This is a genomic window from Pseudomonadota bacterium (assembly GCA_026388315.1).
Taxonomy (GTDB): domain Bacteria; phylum Desulfobacterota; class Syntrophorhabdia; order Syntrophorhabdales; family Syntrophorhabdaceae; genus MWEV01.
Window position 1 is genome coordinate 1 of sequence record JAPLKA010000015.1, and the last position, 15947, is coordinate 15947.

Annotated in this window: 17 protein-coding genes; 2 read left to right on the forward strand and 15 right to left on the reverse strand. The window is 48.0% G+C overall.

Annotated elements, in window-relative coordinates; translation table 11 throughout:
• Positions 1 to 93: 93 nt before the first annotated feature.
• The 7 genes from NTX75_00710 to NTX75_00740 all read right to left on the reverse strand — a co-directional run bounded on the left by NTX75_00710 (position 94) and on the right by NTX75_00740 (position 6604).
• A complete protein-coding gene (locus NTX75_00710) occupies positions 94 to 1632 on the reverse strand; it encodes a PAS domain-containing protein (protein MCX5814749.1) in 1539 nt (512 codons plus the stop codon).
• 258 nt (positions 1633 to 1890) lie between these two features.
• A complete protein-coding gene (locus NTX75_00715) occupies positions 1891 to 2175 on the reverse strand; it encodes a hypothetical protein (GenBank protein ID MCX5814750.1) in 285 nt (94 codons plus the stop codon).
• A gap of 225 nt (positions 2176 to 2400) precedes the next feature.
• The gene (locus NTX75_00720) at positions 2401 to 3027 is read right to left on the reverse strand and encodes a site-specific integrase (GenBank protein ID MCX5814751.1); all 627 of its coding nucleotides are present in this window, start codon (positions 3025 to 3027) and stop codon (positions 2401 to 2403) included.
• Positions 3028 to 3070: 43 nt separating this feature from the next.
• Entirely contained in the window at positions 3071 to 4090 is a 1020-nt protein-coding gene (locus tag NTX75_00725; GenBank protein ID MCX5814752.1) for a tyrosine-type recombinase/integrase, read from the reverse strand.
• Positions 4087 to 4983 carry a tyrosine-type recombinase/integrase gene (locus NTX75_00730; protein ID MCX5814753.1) on the reverse strand — a complete coding sequence of 299 codons (897 nt, stop codon included), beginning with the start codon at positions 4981 to 4983 and terminating at the stop codon, positions 4087 to 4089. Before NTX75_00730 ends, NTX75_00725 begins: the two co-directional genes overlap by 4 nt.
• A complete protein-coding gene (locus NTX75_00735; protein MCX5814754.1) occupies positions 4977 to 6170 on the reverse strand; it encodes a site-specific integrase in 1194 nt (397 codons plus the stop codon). Before NTX75_00735 ends, NTX75_00730 begins: the two co-directional genes overlap by 7 nt.
• A 104-nt stretch (positions 6171 to 6274) precedes the next feature.
• The gene (locus NTX75_00740) at positions 6275 to 6604 is read right to left on the reverse strand and encodes a site-specific integrase (GenBank protein ID MCX5814755.1); all 330 of its coding nucleotides are present in this window, start codon (positions 6602 to 6604) and stop codon (positions 6275 to 6277) included.
• A gap of 144 nt (positions 6605 to 6748) precedes the next feature.
• Between NTX75_00740 and NTX75_00745 the strand changes: the two genes are divergently transcribed.
• Both NTX75_00745 and NTX75_00750 read left to right on the forward strand, forming a co-directional pair.
• Positions 6749 to 7066: a type II toxin-antitoxin system MqsR family toxin gene (locus NTX75_00745; GenBank protein MCX5814756.1), complete on the forward strand. Its 318-nt coding sequence runs from the start codon at positions 6749 to 6751 to the stop codon at positions 7064 to 7066.
• Positions 7059 to 7508 (forward strand): type II toxin-antitoxin system MqsA family antitoxin, encoded by a 450-nt coding sequence (locus NTX75_00750; GenBank protein ID MCX5814757.1) that lies wholly within the window; start codon positions 7059 to 7061, stop codon positions 7506 to 7508. The genes NTX75_00745 and NTX75_00750 overlap by 8 nt, the downstream gene beginning before the upstream one ends.
• A 130-nt stretch (positions 7509 to 7638) precedes the next feature.
• Here NTX75_00750 and NTX75_00755 read toward each other — a convergent pair whose 3' ends face one another.
• The 8 genes from NTX75_00755 to NTX75_00790 form a co-directional block, all read right to left on the reverse strand.
• Positions 7639 to 8244, reverse strand: coding sequence for a hypothetical protein (locus NTX75_00755; protein MCX5814758.1), 606 nt, complete (start codon positions 8242 to 8244; stop codon positions 7639 to 7641).
• 62 nt (positions 8245 to 8306) lie between these two features.
• Positions 8307 to 9857 (reverse strand): (Fe-S)-binding protein, encoded by a 1551-nt coding sequence (locus tag NTX75_00760; GenBank protein MCX5814759.1) that lies wholly within the window; start codon positions 9855 to 9857, stop codon positions 8307 to 8309.
• Between the two features lie 22 nt (positions 9858 to 9879).
• Positions 9880 to 10827 carry a hypothetical protein gene (locus tag NTX75_00765; protein ID MCX5814760.1) on the reverse strand — a complete coding sequence of 316 codons (948 nt, stop codon included), beginning with the start codon at positions 10825 to 10827 and terminating at the stop codon, positions 9880 to 9882.
• 67 nt (positions 10828 to 10894) lie between these two features.
• Positions 10895 to 11230: a TusE/DsrC/DsvC family sulfur relay protein gene (locus tag NTX75_00770; protein ID MCX5814761.1), complete on the reverse strand. Its 336-nt coding sequence runs from the start codon at positions 11228 to 11230 to the stop codon at positions 10895 to 10897.
• A 248-nt stretch (positions 11231 to 11478) separates the two neighbouring features.
• Positions 11479 to 12147 carry a transglutaminase family protein gene (locus tag NTX75_00775; protein MCX5814762.1) on the reverse strand — a complete coding sequence of 223 codons (669 nt, stop codon included), beginning with the start codon at positions 12145 to 12147 and terminating at the stop codon, positions 11479 to 11481.
• A gap of 1 nt (position 12148) precedes the next feature.
• Positions 12149 to 12613: a (2Fe-2S)-binding protein gene (locus NTX75_00780; GenBank protein ID MCX5814763.1), complete on the reverse strand. Its 465-nt coding sequence runs from the start codon at positions 12611 to 12613 to the stop codon at positions 12149 to 12151.
• Positions 12610 to 13557 carry an FAD binding domain-containing protein gene (locus NTX75_00785; GenBank protein ID MCX5814764.1) on the reverse strand — a complete coding sequence of 316 codons (948 nt, stop codon included), beginning with the start codon at positions 13555 to 13557 and terminating at the stop codon, positions 12610 to 12612. Before NTX75_00785 ends, NTX75_00780 begins: the two co-directional genes overlap by 4 nt.
• Positions 13554 to 15833: a xanthine dehydrogenase family protein molybdopterin-binding subunit gene (locus NTX75_00790; protein ID MCX5814765.1), complete on the reverse strand. Its 2280-nt coding sequence runs from the start codon at positions 15831 to 15833 to the stop codon at positions 13554 to 13556. Before NTX75_00790 ends, NTX75_00785 begins: the two co-directional genes overlap by 4 nt.
• Positions 15834 to 15947 lie beyond the last annotated feature (114 nt).

Genomic DNA, 15947 nt, shown 5'->3' on the forward strand with positions numbered 1-15947 from the left:
ACAATGAGAAAAATCACTCAATCCATCAGATTTGCCAAATGATGGGCATCTCCAAGCCCACGCTCTATAAATATATTGAAGCTGAACGGGAAGTTACAGCGAAACCGTAAATTTCTGCGCGTTCGCCCCCGCTGGTCCAAATGGAGAAATAACATCATTAAGGTTTGTTTCAATTATATTCAAATAAGTTATATGGTTAGGACTTAATCGGCTTTTCTTTAATTTGTCAATATATGGAAACACCAGCCTGCTGAGGTTTGTTACTATTTTTTCTTCAAGTTTGGCCTTGTCGTCACCTATTTTTTTAAGTAACACGTTAAGGGTAATATTCATTTCTTCAAGATTGTTTGACTTAATCAAAAGTTCCGCTTCCCTGTTCTCCAACACCTCTTCGGCCCTTATCCGTTCGATGATTCGGCCCACTCGCTCGGCAATTGCTTTTAGCAAGTGCTGTTCCTCTATAAGAAACGGCCCTTCATTACTTGCCTCCAACTCTTTCAGATAACATGCCTTCACATCTCCAGCTAACCCTCCATTTACAACAATTTCTTGGGATAGCATCCAGGGCGTTTCCCGGAAACATGCTGTTTGAAAAGTTTGTCCTTCCAGTATAATGCATGCAGCACTGATTTCTGGAAACTGTAAGGAAGGAGGGATAAGCATAGCGGTTCTCTTCAATATCTCCTCCAGAGAAATGCCTGGCAATTCCATCAAGGTTGAAATACCATAAAGACAATTCAGTTCCTTATACCGTTTTTTGAGCGCCTCCTCCGCACGCTTACGCTCGGTAATGTCGTATCCTTGCGCAATAGTTGCAAGGGGGATATTGCTATTGTAGGTAAATATAGTAGCTGAATTCCAGAGGAGTGTTCTGATAGCTCCGTCCACGTTGAGAATATCGATTTCAACTGTTTCCCACCGTTCTCCTGTCAGGGTCTTGCGGATCAATTCCATATATCTTTCGATCCGGTCCGGCGGAAAAAGAATCTCAATAGATTTTCCGAGCACTTCTTCCGCTTTCCTCCCGGTGATTGACTCAAAGGCATGATTGAAACGGGTGATTTTTAGCTGTGGGTCCCAGGTAATAATGGGGGCGTTGGCATAATTGAACAAGTTATTCAGAAATTCATTGGTTTCCTGAAGATCTTCCTTCGATCGCTTACTTTCGGTAATGTCGCGAATAGTTCCTTGAAAACCAATAATCTTTTCGGTGGAGTCTGTCCGTATATTTGATGTGATAAGCGTATAGGCAAGCGTGCCATCTTTCTTCCTTAATGTAACCGGATATTCCCGGGTACCTCCCGTCTCTTTGATGCATTTGATGTGGCGTTCCCGCTCTTCAGGGTCTGCGTAAAGATCGCTTATCTTAACTCTAAAGAGTTCCTCTCTGCTTTCATAACCGAAAAATTCCACGGCTACGTCATTTGCGTCAACGAATGTCCCTTCATTTGTCGTGATGAAAATGCAGTCACGGGATGTGGCAAAGAATCGCCGGTATTTTTCTTCGCTTTCTTTCAGTTGGTCTGCCACCTGCTTGTTTTTTAATTCTGATTGTTCCAGTTCTTTGATTCTCTTTTTTAAGGCAGATATTTCTTTAGCCTCTGCTGGATTTGCCCTGGGTGCGTTTTTCATCTGGTCTCCATATTGATCAAATAGTGCCGAGATGGATCAACGTTAGTATTTCATTATCATTATCACATAACATTCTCATAAGGGTATGAAAAAATCTCCGTTTCTGTTTATTCGTTACCACGTGAAAGGTACTATGGTGTTTAAAATGCTGTCTTTGTAGACTTCAGGAAGGCTTTACTCCTGCCGCCAAATGACTATAATTAAATAAAATTCTGAGAATTGCGATCGGTAATCAAGCATTAAAAAAACTAACCTGAATCAACCTTTGTGTATAAGCGGCTTTTCATCGGTCTTGTTTGTCTTTACTTTTAAAAGCAGCAAGTTTGGATTTTGACAATATTTCTTGAGAATATTTCCGGCCAAGACAGCTTCTTCCCATGTTTTGAAAGACCAGTGATAATCTTTGCGTCCTTGGTATTCTGTAGATTCGTCAAGTTCATACGATTTAGTCTCCAAGAGAATCTGATCCTCAAGTTTTTTGCCAAAGCTATCATATTGTATATGGATTATGACTTCGTAGTCGGGAAGACGCATTTCAATCATGATTATGTATACCCTCGGTTTACATTATGTTCCAATTTCATTTAGATTTCAAGCTAAAATCAGGTATTGATTACGAGATGAAAGCGGGCATATTCATGAGCAACAACACATGCTCTCTTTCAGGGCATAACATATAAAACAACACATCCCGGCAGTCGTAGAATCTGTTTCTGAAGAAAAAGGCGGCTCCCCAAAGACCTTTATGTTTCTACACGTAATCAATGGTTATTTGCCGTGGAGAATATCCATCCAGCGTATCGCTTCATGCTCACTTACCTTGCCCAGGTAGATCTGTGTTGTCTTCAAGTCCTGATGGCGGAGTATCACCTTTGACACGATTTCTAACGGTACTCCATTACGGCTTGCATAGGTTGCCGAGTATCTTCTGAGGTCGTGTGGAGATAGGGTAATCTGTAATTTACTTCCCAGCTTTTTGATGAATGTCCTTGCAGTTGAGTAGCAGATGGAAAATACACGGGTATCAGGGGACAGCCCTTTATGGGTTATATATTCGCTGAGACGCTTTGCCACCTGTTCCGGCATGAAGGCTACCTCCGACTCATTCCCGGACTTCGGGGTCTTGATGGTAAGCCTTCTTTCTGAGATATCGGATGCCTTTAAGCCAAGTAATTCTCCTATCCTTAACCCGCAGCGTGCCATAAGTTCCAGCATTAACCTGTTCCTCTGGTTCTTTGTGTTGTAAATCATCTCATCGACAATTTCTTTTTCAAGGATTGTCTTCGGTGTCTGCCTCGGCATCCTGAATGTCTTGAAAAGCAGAGGGGCATTGCATGGGTTCTTGAGATCTGGCAGACATTTTTCGATGATGAAATTGAAAAATAATGCAGACACTATTGTTATGCGGAGCCCGCTGCTCGCGAGCCCCGCTAATACGTTATTCCGACCTCTTTTTACTCCGTGTAAAAGTGCCGGCCTGCAGTGAGGCAATCAGTTCATCGGTTGCCTTGAAGCGTCCGGATCGCAGTTTCGGGGCGACGATGGACTCTAACGTCTCGAGTTTGACCGAAGGATCGGCACGCGTGTACATTTCGGTTGTTTGCATACTCGCGTGGCCGAGCCAGAGCGAGACTTTTCTCAGATCGTTCGTGGCCTGCAGCACCGTGAGAGCGCAGGTGTGCCTCAGTACGTGGGGCGAAATCCGCTTTGTAGCAAGAGAAGGGCAGCGTTTCGCGGCAGTGCGAGCGTGTTTGTCCAGAATGTATTCGAAGCCGGATCGGGTCATCGGCTGGCCCCTTGCATTGAGAAAGAGTTCGGGCAGCAAAGCCGCACCCCTCACGGCCAACCACGCCTTAAGCGCTGCTGCCGTTTCTTTCCACAAGGGGAGGCACCGCTCTTTCCGCCCCTTGCCGTGAACACGCATACTCGCCTGCCCGTGAAGGGTCAGCTGATCCATGCGCAGCTCGACGAGTTCGGAGACACGCAATCCTCCGGCAAAGCAGAGGTATAGCATGGCGCGGTCCCGGATGCCGTCCCGCGTGGTTGGTTCGGGAGCATCAAGGAGGGCCTTGATCTCCTCGACAGTAAGATGCCGGACAAGGCGGGTATCGGCTCTCTTGGCCGGAATCGCGAGAATGCGCCGTATCTGCTCTAATGCCTCCGGCACACGGTATTCCAAGAAGTGCATGAACGACTTGATGGCAGCGAGCCGGCTATTCCTGGAACCCGGTCCATTGCCCCGCTCCGTTTCCAAGTAATCGAGGAACGCCGTCACGAGCCGTGCATCGAGCTGCTCGAGACAGAGTGCCGACGGGGGAATCTTGAACCTTTTACTCGCATAGACAAAAAGGAGTTTGAAAGCGTACGCATAGGACGCACAGGTGTTGTCGCTCGCGGCCCGCTCCAAGGGCAAGCGTTCCCTGAGGTACGCGGTGATGTGCGGTGCGATCAGGGTCATGGTTGCCCTCCCGTGACGAAGGACTCAACACGCCGAGCGATACCTTCCATGAGCTCCGGCGTTGCTTCCAGATACCAGTAGGTATAAGAGACGCAGCTGTGGCCGAGGTAGGTCGAGAGTGCCACCATATGCTCCGCAATGCGGTCGCGACCATCAGGCGAGGTCTCCAGCGCCCTGACTGCAAAGGTGTGACGCAGTGAGTGCGGCGTGGGGCGAGGCCTCCGCTGTAGGCCGATTCTGTCCGCGGCTGACCTGAACACTTTCTCGACATCACCAATGAGCAGCGGCTTTCCTCGCAGCGACACGAACACGTGGTCATCGAAGGGGGCGTGGGGAAGGCGGTATTCAAGATACCGCTCCAGTCCGGCACGAGCGGTTTGGTGCAAGGGCACGAGGCGACTCTTCCGGAACTTGGAGTTCCAGATGAGCATGCCGTCGGGAGTGACATCCTCGAGGCGCAGGCGGATGGCTTCAGACACGCGCAGTCCCGTGCAGGCGAGCAAGGCGAAGAGCGTGCGGTAGGTCTGCCGCCGGAAAGGATGACTGGACTCGGCCGCCGCCTGGAGGAGCCGGACGATATCGAACGGAGAAAATATGTAGGGCCTGGACCTCGTGTAATGCTCGCTGCCAAAGACCGCCGGCGGTACCTGATGGGATGGATCCTCGGTATGAACATACCGGGCAAAACGAATCACGTGGCTGAGACGGCGTGCACGCTGGTGTACGGAGCGCGCCAATCCCGCCCACGCGATCGCGGTTTGCGAGCACACACAGTGTTTTCCTCTCGCCTCGGAGAAAACTGCAAAACTGCGTAAGAGGTTGCCTTGGGACTTGAGATCGAATCCGCACGCATTGCGTAGGGAGAGATATGACTCCACAGCATGGGTTAACATGGTTGCACCTCCGGCCACGCTTGAGCGATCCGTTTAAGGGCGGTTACATCTACTTTGGCGTAGATCTCTGTCGCCACGATGGAGCGGTGCCGGAGAACGTTCGCAATGTCCTGAAGTGACGCTCCATGCCGGAGCATGGCAGTTGCCGCAGAATGGCGGAGCACATGAGCCGCACCGCCCGAACAAGAGACTCCTGCCCTGTACATCGCCCGAGTAACAATAGTCGAGACGGCAGCGGAGGACGCGAAGGGGTGAAAAGGTGCGCGAAGGCATGGGAACATCACATCGGTGTTGGCTTTAGGACGGCTTGTTTTCAGATAATTCACGATTGCATCGCCAACCTCCTGGGTCAGCGGCAGTTGCGTCTCGCGGCCACCCTTTCCGGACACCCGTACGGCAGCTTCTTTCCAGTCGATATCGGCCAGACGAAGGTGAACGATATCTCCCGCCCGAAGTCCCAGACGGGCGAGGAGAAGCAGAATCGCGCGATCCCGCCTGCCAACGGGCGTAGACCGGTCACAGGAATATATGATCCGTTCCACGTCTTCCGGCGGGAGGTACCGCGGAAGAGAAGAAAGGCGCCAATGGGCCAGGGTGGGAATGGCTGCTTCAAGGCTGGCGGCACATTTTCCTTCAGAGATGAGAAAGCGAAGGAACATGCGAAGAGCCGTTGTGTGCTTCTTTGTTCTCGCCCATCCCGATTGCTGGCTTGTCTCGAGGACAAACTGTCGCAGCCCCTGTGCATCAAACCTGCTCGGATCTTCTCCGAGACGTTTCAGCAACGCCCGAATGCAGGAGCCGTAATGGTACAGGGTATCGTCACAGCTTCCCCGCTGTTGCCTCATCCACCGCAGGAAAGCGACGAGCAGAGGAGGAGCCTGATTTGGTTCAATGGAGGTGGAACCCGTGCTGCGCAGATAGTTTAAAAACAATCGCGCGCCTGCGAACAAGTCCGATTGGAGGGTAGGACCAAAACCCACACATCGGCAACGGTGCTGACCGAAACGCTTAAGAAGATCTTCAGTAAAATCAGAGACCGGTACCCTTTTGCAGTCCATCCAATGAAGCAGATGCTTCGCCGCCCTGAAGCGCCTTCGGATGGTTACTTCGCCATAACCCGCTTGGCAGAGCTCTCTGGCAAACCCTTCAAGCAACGAACCGTGCGGTCCTTCCCGGAGCACTTGCATTCGTTGGCTCTTAAAAAAATGTTCCAGCATGACGTGCCCTCCTTTAATGGTAGATTGAGAGAAATGTCATTATTATGCGGTGTAAACGACCCCGCACGGCAACTTTAACCCTCTGAACCTATTGTACTATGCGGTGTCCTATAACCCTCTCTCCGCATAACAATAGTGTCTGCATTATTCTTCTTATGCAGTTCAGCGCATAAGAAGAACGCCTTCAGTTGGGCATACCTTAATCTTCTGGTGGATTTTGATAATGTTTTTGTCATCTGTTCCAGGAAGTGATAGATCTCGTCCGGTTTTATAGAATCGAGATCACGATCAGAGAAAACAGAGTCGAAATGCTGTAATAAAAACCTGTAGCTGTCCACAGTCCTTTTTCTATGGTTTGACTGCTGGTAAAACCTGAATAATGATATTGCCTCTTTTACGTTCATAACTACCTCCTCGTTTTTGAAGGTCTCTGGGGATAATAGTATATGCCAAAAATATTGATTACGAATATTGAGTTTGGATGCAATACTAAAACGTCCATAGGATCATAGCTTGACTATACACCATAATGGTGTTATTATTACCGTATGGCGGAAAAGAGAAAACCAACCTATGATCTTCAAGCATTCAAGGCTGTGTTTTCAACAGTGCAAAAACTCGCTGTTACAGGCTCGGCGTTAAGAAGTGCTTCTGCTCTCGGGTTTGGACGTTCAGAGATTGTTGAAACAATAAAGACCATGCAGCGTGAGCACTTCTATAAATCAATGACGTCATATGCCGACAGCCAACTATGGCAGGATGTATACCATGTTCCCTCGTCCGTTGGTCTTTTATACGTCAAATTCACCGCCGACGTTTTGACTGAGTTTTTACTTTTATCCTTTAAGGAGAAGAACGATGAATAATCCTGTTTGTCCAAAAACCGGTGCACCGATGCACCGGGGCACACGCACCATGACTCTCACCTATAAAGATGAAAGCATTACATTTGACATGCCCGGGTGGTATTGCGATACATCAGATGAGAGTATCCATACGGGACAGGATATGAAAGTCTCTGATCGAATACTTAACAGTCTTAAGGCACGTGTTGAGGGTTTGCTTGAACCCGAGGAAATACGCCGCATCCGAAAAAAACTTGCCATAAATCAGACAGAAGCTGGACATATGATCGGCGGCGGTCCTCGTGCTTTTCAAAAATATGAATCCGGAGATTTGCTGCCAAGTCGAGCAATCAGCAGCGCCCTCGTGCTCCTTGATCATAATCCCGAGGGTTTAACGGTTCTTCAAAAACGGCAGATCAGAACAACTTATCGTGGAAGAAAGAATTGGCCGCTGGAACGTTAATTAATCTGTATGGTGATGTATGGTTCTGCTTTTGGCAAGCTGTACGTATAGCATCTACAAACAAAGCATAGGGGTTTTTGGCTGTGATCGTCGATTATGGATTGAAATCAACAAATAGCATAAATATGGTTCATTTCTTTTTATAGTATTCAGGATACATTTTTTCTGCACACTCCGGACAGATACCATGGGAGAACTCCGCTTCTGAATGGTCTCTTACATACATTTCCATCTGTTCCCAGCATCCATTATCATTGCGTATTTTCTTACAGGAGGCACAAATGGGTAGTAATCCGCTTAAAAGCTTTACCTTAGAAAGTGCTTCCTTAAGTTCAATTATGAGCCTCTCGCGCTCTTCCTCTGCCTGCTTGCGTCGTATCGATAAAAAAGTGACGACTCCAGCGATAGTGATGAACAGAACTACTCTTATCAGTGCCGGCATGATTATGCCGCTTTCTGATGTAAAAACAAGAATCAACACCATATAGAACACTGTAAGGCACACCGAATAGATAAACCCCCTCATCGTGTAATACATACAGCTCAAAATGATTGGAATATAGAAGAGATTCTGGAACACAATAAACGATCCGGAGAGAAGACAGGAGAGGCTGATAATGATGGCTACAATTGTTGTGGCAGCGATGAGTAGAATATGAAGTCGGTTTCTTGGAGGATCCTTTTCCAGTTTAGTACTGTTCGTCCGCTTGGGTCTCCCGAAAAATTGTTGCTCCATATATACCAAGCTGTTGATATCGGATATTATCCTTACAAAGTCAAGATTTTAATATGGTCCCTTCATGGAAGAAATGGCTCCTTTAAATCGGGCATGGCATTGACAATAAGTTCCGCCAGTCCGATGTAAGCCACGTTGATCTTTTCTTCCACCTTATAGTATTCCAGGAGGTCCCTCAATTGAGCTTTGCAGTTCGAACAAGGGGCACACACGTATTTCTTTGTCTCAGGGTTTCCAGTATCCCGGAAGGTTTCCACAATCTGTTTTATTTTCATCCGTCCTGCTACCGCCATCCTCCAGTCGGGAAAATTGAGAGAATTCATTACGGCAAAACCTCCACCGCCACCACAACAATAATTATCAACGCCGTGGGGCTCCATTTCGACGAACTGCGGGCAGATGCTTCTGAGAATCCTCCTTTGGGGTTGAGATATACCCATCATTCTCACGATATTGCAGGGATCGTGGAGAGTAACGGGAAAGTTGTTTCTCTGTGGATCAAGTTTGAGTTTTCCACTTAGGACAATGTCTTCCAGGACCGGCAGGCAACTGATTCGGGGAATTGCCAGATCGGGTGGCAATAGCCTGTCGGCCAACACGATAGTTGCTTTATGGGCATGGCCACACTCTCCAACCACTATTTTGTTAACCTTCAGGTCCTTGGCTATACTGACGTGTCTCATGGCTATCCGGGCAAGTTGAAAGTCATCATACCAGGCACCATAGTTTACAGCATCATAGCCGGCGAGCTCGCTGGACAGCGTCCAGCTTATCCCGAGGGCATCGAAGAGAATTGCAAATGCTTCGGGATTTTCGGGCCACGACACAAACTCGCCTGCATTGTGTACAAGAAGTATATCAGCCCCTTTTACGTCCACCGGGATGGCTATCTTTTTCCCTGTTTTTTCTTCAATCTCTTCCTCCATGAAACGCCTGATGTCCTCAAATGCCTTTGGACGCATGCCAGTGCTTGAACCGGTATCGAGCTGCCGAACCGTGCCCATTTGATGCAGTTCTTTCGGGGCTATACCCAGTTCCTGACTGAAAACCTTTCGGAATTCATGTGCAATGAGACCATTGTCAATACCGAGGGGGCAGGCTTGGGCGCACCTGCGACAGAGCGTGCAACGGTAGGAAAGCTCTGCCAGCCTGGCAAGAGTTGACCAGTTGAGATCGACCTTCTTTGCGGTGAAGCCAAAGTTAAATAGCCCCTTTTTCTTGAGATATCCTTGAATAATCGCACGCAGGATTTCCGAACGGTAGGTTGGCCTGTATATTTCCTGTTTTCCACTGGCCGTATAGACCGGACAGGCATCGCTACAGGTTTGACAGCTTGCACAGTATTTCAGGGAGAGGGTTAACGGTTTTAAAAAGGTCCAGTTATTCTCCTCCGAAAGCAACTTTTCGATACCTCCGAGAAACTTCCTGACTATCTCCTCTTCTTCCTGTTGACTGCCCGGCTTCAAAATCCCGATAGCCGATATGCCATCCAGGGATGCATCGATCCTCCGGCTTTGCTCATCGGTGAGCAACTTTAGTGGCTGCTGCTCGTTTAAGGGTTGATTCAAAGGAGGAGGAAGCTTGATAAGGTCTTTGATTTCAAGGGTGACCATCTGTGGAGCCGGCTTGCCGATGTCACCTATTTTTGTTGCCTTTTTCACCTGTTGAACCTCCCTGAGAGAAAAGCCTATTTTCAGACGCCACTTCTTCCCAGGTTTTGCCTGTAGAGATATGAGGCGCTGCCCAGCTTATTGTTTTGTGCAGAAGCAAACTTAATTCCCTGTTCTGTCTTGAGTCTTTGGGCAGGTGGTCGGTTGCCCATAATATTTTATGGTATAGAAAATATTTGGTCACAAAATGCATCATACGCGAACAGGGGACATAGATTATGAATAACGATGTCAGCAGTAAGTTGATTACCATGAGGGGGTGTAGATCCGATACAGGCTTAAAAGTGATGAGATTTTTAAGGTACTCTCTATAAACGGTGAAAGCCTTGTCGAACCAGAGCCAGTTCACAAAACCGGTAGATGAGATTGCCAAGGCGAAAAGGAGATTGAAATAGATCACCGGGGTTGTGTAAAGTTTCAGATCTTTATCAACGAGTCTTAAAATTGTCAACCCTGCCGTGGAAAGTACCATCATCAAAAAGCTAAGGCCGCCTACGTAACAGGTTGCGTAAAAAAGAAAGACCACGGCGCATTCCGGCGACTCAGGTGTTATGTTGAACCCCTTCACAAGGGCAAGTGCCCCGGCAAACATAAAAAAAGTCCATAAAATGTAAAGATACAACGAGATGTGCAAGGGATATACAAAATACCAGTAGGATTTTCTCCGTTTGAAGTATGTAAGGAAAAGCAGTATTTCTTTTGCCATGTAAAGCAGTTCCTGCATTAACCGCCCGAAGCGATTTGAATCCCCCTTGCCTTCCCGTCCTTCACCGTTTCTACCGGGAATAGGATAGAGTTCCCATCTCAAGCTGGATGGCAGGCGTGCGATGCTTATAGTCCTACATATAAAAAGGCAAACAAATACCCCTAACGATATGTAATTTATTATTTGCAGCACCAAAAAACCGCTCATATTGATGACTGTTGCCTCCTTCCAGACCTTTACCTGGTAGATCTCGCTCTTCGCAGTCTGCAAGTCTCTATGGATAGAAAAAGCTTGGTCTGATTACGATCTTCGGTATGCCTGCTATTCTGCAAGCACCCCGTGTCAAACCAGAGGGAAAAAGATCACGGATGCGTTTGAAGGAGAGTCCGGTACGCTTAGATAACATTTTTACAGGCGGAACACTGCCGTACTGACAATAGTAATCCCTCAAATAGTCAATAACTTTCCAGTGATCTTCGGTTAGCTCCAGATCTACTTCCGTGTGTACCAGGAGACGGGCAACTTCTCTGTTCCAGAATTCGGGGTTAAGTAAGAAACCTTCTTCATCGAGTTGATCATTAATGCTGATTGGCAGAGGTTCGGAAAACATATTAAATACCTCCTTCTTGTGTTACATTTTATAGCACAATTAACGCACTTATACAAAGCAATCAATGAACCGTAATGGGTTACGATCTCGGATGTTGCAAGTGTTAACTCCAAAAAATGTTATTGTAAAAAAGGTTATTTTCAAGAGGATATATTATACCCCCTTCGATCAATCATGACAATCGCTTAAGATGAAGTTTCTGAGGAGCATCTCCCCGGAAATAGCACAAACCGGGATGAGCTTACCCCTCATCCTTTAAACACATAACCGGAAGGCATAACATGACCGCGCGAGTCTTCGTTTTTCAGCCATGAATGCTTTTCACCCCAGATGGGCAGAAGCTTTCCCCGAAGCCATTCAAAGGGAAGATCAGCCCGGGGTTCATACTTTTCGATATACTCGATATAGGGATTGCCTGCAAGGTCTTGTGGGGCAAGGGGTGCGTCATGAATGCCATCGAATTCGACGACAGGAACACCGCTTTTCTCACACAGATCCCTGTCAAAGGCAGGTGTTACGCTTACCCATCTTTCCCCGAGAAGGAATTGGGTATACCCGTGACTTGGAAACACATCAAGGCCTGTCTGAGCAATCAGTTCCTGCGGCGCCTTGTGGTTTTTTATCCTTGCAAAGATAAGTCTTGAAGGGATGCAGGCTGCCCGACCGAGGGCGGCAAGGAGGACGGCCTTCTGGACACAGTAGCCCATCCCGCGCGTCAGTATCGTGCTGGCCATAAAGTCCTCGAACCTGGTAGAGATCATATAGACGCTGTAGTGGATACTGTCACGGACAAAATTAAAAAGGGACATCGCCTTTTCGCTGTCACTTCCGCAACGAGAGGTTAGCTGCACCGCCTTTTCAATGATTGCCTCATTGCTGGAATCAATGGCCTTTGTCGGTCTGAGGTATATTTCCATCTTACACGCCTGCTGCCTCTTCAACGGCTTCAACTATCTTTTTATAGCCCGTGCATCGGCATATATTGGAAGAAACTGTCCTGATAATCTCCTGTCTCCCCGGTTTATTATTCCTCTCAAGGAGTGCCTTGGCAGTCATAATCATACCTGAGGTGCAGAAACCACACTGAACCGCCCCTTTTTCTATAAAGGCCTTCTGCAGGGGATGGAGTTTTCCCTCCCGCTGGAGTCCTTCAATGGTGGTTACCTCCATACCTTCCACTTCCGGCGTTAAAACAAGACAAGAACGAACGGGAATCTCATTGAGGATGACCGTACAAGAGCCACAGGCTCCAAGACCGCATGCCTCTTTTGCACCGGTCAGAGACAGTCTTTCCCGAATTGTCTCCAGAAGGGTTTCGTATGGTTTTACCTGGAGCGTTACCTTTTCGTTATTAACTGTGAATGTTACCTTGGCAGTTCTCATGATCTTGCCTCCTTTAAAACTTTTGTAACCACCCTTTTCGCAAGAACCTTGGACATCCTCTTTCTGTAAGCTGCAGGGAGGGTTGTATTTGAAACGGGTTTTGAATCAGAGTAAACATGACCTATGAGCTTTTCCACAGTATCCTCGTTCATATTTTCGAGAATGTACACAGAAGGAACAGGACCGACAGCACCTATAGAGAACTTACCCCTTCCCTCCTCAACAGAAATGGCCGCGTTGACCAGCGGATAATCTATGGAGTCCCTTACCCTGATCTTTTCATAGGCCCCCCTTGTCTTCCTGAGAGGAATGAGGATCCTGGTAAGAATCTCGCCTGAGGTAATCCTGAAAGGTGTTCTGCTTTCGCCACTGAAAATCTTCGCAAGGTCTGTCCTTCTTTCACCGCCAGGACCGTTGAGAATCACTTCGGCAGAGAGAGAAAGCAATGAGGGGGCATTGTCACTGCAATAATTTGCAAAGCATGCACGTGCGCCCGGCACGACATTGCAAGTTTTGCCACCCATTTTAAAACAGAAACCTTGTGCTGTTCGCCATTCCAGAGATTTGTTGTAAAAGAGACATCGCGTGTTCTGGAGTATGTTTCCGCCGACGGTACCCCTCATTTGAAGGGTTTCGCACGACGTGGCATCAAGCGATTCGTAGAGGGCCGGGAAGTACTCTTTTATAACAGGATTATTCTTAAGTCCAAACAGCGTTGCATTTGCACCGATGGATAGAGAGCCTTCATGAACGGCTATTTCTTTGAGTTCGCCGATATCTTTAAGATCGATGAGGGCAGTCGGTTTGTGAAGCCTCAGTTTCAACTGGGGCACTATATCTGTGCCGCCTGCAAGATAAAATGCCTTTTCATCATATTTCTGAAATAAACGTATCGCCTCCTGGATACTTTTAGCCCTTTTGTATGCGAATTTTGGTAGAATCATCGCTTTGCCTCCTTTTTATCATCGATTAAACGCAAGACCCTGTCCGGCGTCAGCGGCAACTCTGTAAACAGCGTTCCTGTTGCGTGACCCACTGCACAGGCAACAGCGCTGTATGCATTCATTCTCACGGTCAGCCCGCCTTCCTTGGCGCCAAACGGTCCCTCCGGATCAACGGAACTCACAATCACCGTCTCTATATCGGGCATGTCGCAGGCAAGAGGAACCTTATATTCCAAGAGGTCGGGGTTAAGGAGAAATCCTTCATGCCAGAGATTTTCTTCCATGATAGCTGCAACCCCTGCCTGCTGAACGGAGCCCTCCATCTGTCCCTCTACTGCCATGGGATTGATTGCCCTGCCGCAGTCATGGGCTGCCACGAACCTGGGGATTGCAATCTTTCCTGTCTCAGGGTCAATACATACCTCTGCCACAGAAGTCCCGTAAGAAAATGTACCTGCCATCTGTCCGTATGGTCTTGATACCCATTCACGGTCGAAATCTATGTGCGGGAAATACGACCCTCTCCCCATGACCGGGTTGCCTCTGAAAAAGGCCTCACGGACAACCCAGGAGATAGGCATCTTCTTTTCGGGATCGCTCATCGAAAATGCTATCCCGTCCTTCAGGTCAATATTGTCTTCAGTTGTCCCGAGTTTTTCCGCCGCAACGGTAATCATCTGCTTCCGTGCGTCCTCGCAGGCCGCCTTCACAGCGTTACCACCGACAAATGCTGCTGCCTGTGAATATGCTCCAGGATCAAGGTTCGTTACCTCTGTATCGGCGTTCACGAGGTTGATATCTTCCATGGGAATCCCAAGAACCTCGGACGCAATCTGTACCATCATCGATTCGTTTCCCTGTCCGTTGTCAACAAGACCTGTTACAATTGTTGCCTGCCCATCATCGTTCAGCTTTACATAGCATGATGACCCGGAGCGAAAACCCATGGGAAAACCGCACATGATTGCAACACATCCCATGCCGATACCGCTGCCTTCGGGTGATGTCATCAGTTTTTCCTTAAAACTGGATCTGTCCGATGCCTCCTCTATTGTCTCCCGGAGACCACAGCTTATGATCTTTGAACCTGTCGCCGTTTCTTCTCCCGCCGTTAAACCGTTTTTGAGTCTTATCTCCATAGGACCGATGCCGATTTCAGCGGCGATATGGTCCATCTGAGCCTCATTGCCGGCAAGAAACGCCCTGCCGTGGCAGCCGTACATACCCCTTATCCCTTTGTTTGTGAAAACCCGATACCCGTTATACCGGACATTGGGAAACCGGTAACATTCCTCGTAGACATAAAAAGGTATGGACGTCGCTATGGGACCGGTGCTGCTGTAGGCGCCCCCGTCATAAACGACCTTGAAATCTTTTGCCACAATAGTGCCGTCTTTTTTTACACCCGTTTTTATTGTGGCTATCATATCATGTATCTGCCTGGTGCTTACGGCATTCTCCTCGCGGGTAAGGACAAGCTTCACAGGTCTTCCGGATTTAATAGAGAGGAGAGATGCAATAAAATCTCCGGGAGAAACCTCCGACCTTCCACCAAAGGCACCCCCCGAATTGATATGGCGTATCCGTACTTTGTTGAGTTGTATCTTCAGGAGGTTCGAGAGGGCCTTGGCACGGACATGTGGCCCCGCATTGGGTAACCAGAGGTCAAGGAATCCGTTCTTATATGAGGCAAGCACTGCGTATGGTTCCATCATGGCATATGCTTCGCCTGCTGATTTGAATGTGTCTTCGCGGACAAGATAAGCTTCCGCCATCGCCTTGTCTACCTCACCCACATCGATGTGCACATGTATGTTTATATTATCCGGATGCTCCTTGTGTATCTGCGGCGATCCTTCCTTCATCGATTCCAGCGGATCAAAAACCGCCTCCAGCGGCTCATACTCCACCTTTATATATGCAAGGGCCTCCAGAGCAGTCTCTTCATCAACGGCTGCAACGGCTGCCACGTCCTCTCCAACGTATCGTACCTTATCGGTAGGCATCATGGCATGGTCCTGCGTATATCTGAAAACACCCCATTTGATGCCATACCCGTCGAAACCACTGACAACAGCTTTGACACCGGGCAATCTCAAAGCACGCCTCGTGTCGATGCTTACTATCCGTGCGTGGGGATATGGGCTTCTCAATACCTTTGCTACGAGCATATTGGGCATTTTCATGTCTGCAGTATACATGGCAGCCCCGGTAACCTTTGCAAGCGAGTCGGTCCGTGCAACCCTCTTTCCAATGATATTAGTGTTATATTCCATGGTTACTCCCTTTCCGCATACACAGCGGTTTTAATATTTTGTATACATTATGCCGTAATTAATATTTTATTTAAATCATTCTTGATGCCTAATACAAATATAAAACTGTAACTG

Excerpts from the sequence above, each read along its gene's own strand:
- NTX75_00765 (MCX5814760.1), bottom strand. The coding sequence starts at position 10,827 with ATGAGCGGTTTTTTGGTGCTGCAAATAATAAATTACATATCGTTAGGG.
- NTX75_00750 (MCX5814757.1), top strand. The coding sequence starts at position 7,059 with ATGAATAATCCTGTTTGTCCAAAAACCGGTGCACCGATGCACCGGGGC.
- NTX75_00790 (MCX5814765.1), bottom strand. The coding sequence starts at position 15,833 with ATGGAATATAACACTAATATCATTGGAAAGAGGGTTGCACGGACCGAC.
- NTX75_00735 (MCX5814754.1), bottom strand. The coding sequence starts at position 6,170 with ATGCAAGTGCTCCGGGAAGGACCGCACGGTTCGTTGCTTGAAGGGTTT.
- NTX75_00715 (MCX5814750.1), bottom strand. The coding sequence starts at position 2,175 with ATGATTGAAATGCGTCTTCCCGACTACGAAGTCATAATCCATATACAA.
- NTX75_00710 (MCX5814749.1), bottom strand. The coding sequence starts at position 1,632 with ATGAAAAACGCACCCAGGGCAAATCCAGCAGAGGCTAAAGAAATATCT.
- NTX75_00740 (MCX5814755.1), bottom strand. The coding sequence starts at position 6,604 with ATGAACGTAAAAGAGGCAATATCATTATTCAGGTTTTACCAGCAGTCA.
- NTX75_00745 (MCX5814756.1), top strand. The coding sequence starts at position 6,749 with ATGGCGGAAAAGAGAAAACCAACCTATGATCTTCAAGCATTCAAGGCT.
- NTX75_00755 (MCX5814758.1), bottom strand. The coding sequence starts at position 8,244 with ATGGAGCAACAATTTTTCGGGAGACCCAAGCGGACGAACAGTACTAAA.
- NTX75_00775 (MCX5814762.1), bottom strand. The coding sequence starts at position 12,147 with ATGGAAATATACCTCAGACCGACAAAGGCCATTGATTCCAGCAATGAG.
- NTX75_00785 (MCX5814764.1), bottom strand. The coding sequence starts at position 13,557 with ATGATTCTACCAAAATTCGCATACAAAAGGGCTAAAAGTATCCAGGAG.
- NTX75_00730 (MCX5814753.1), bottom strand. The coding sequence starts at position 4,983 with ATGTTAACCCATGCTGTGGAGTCATATCTCTCCCTACGCAATGCGTGC.
- NTX75_00780 (MCX5814763.1), bottom strand. The coding sequence starts at position 12,613 with ATGAGAACTGCCAAGGTAACATTCACAGTTAATAACGAAAAGGTAACG.
- NTX75_00725 (MCX5814752.1), bottom strand. The coding sequence starts at position 4,090 with ATGACCCTGATCGCACCGCACATCACCGCGTACCTCAGGGAACGCTTG.
- NTX75_00770 (MCX5814761.1), bottom strand. The coding sequence starts at position 11,230 with ATGTTTTCCGAACCTCTGCCAATCAGCATTAATGATCAACTCGATGAA.
- NTX75_00760 (MCX5814759.1), bottom strand. The coding sequence starts at position 9,857 with ATGGTCACCCTTGAAATCAAAGACCTTATCAAGCTTCCTCCTCCTTTG.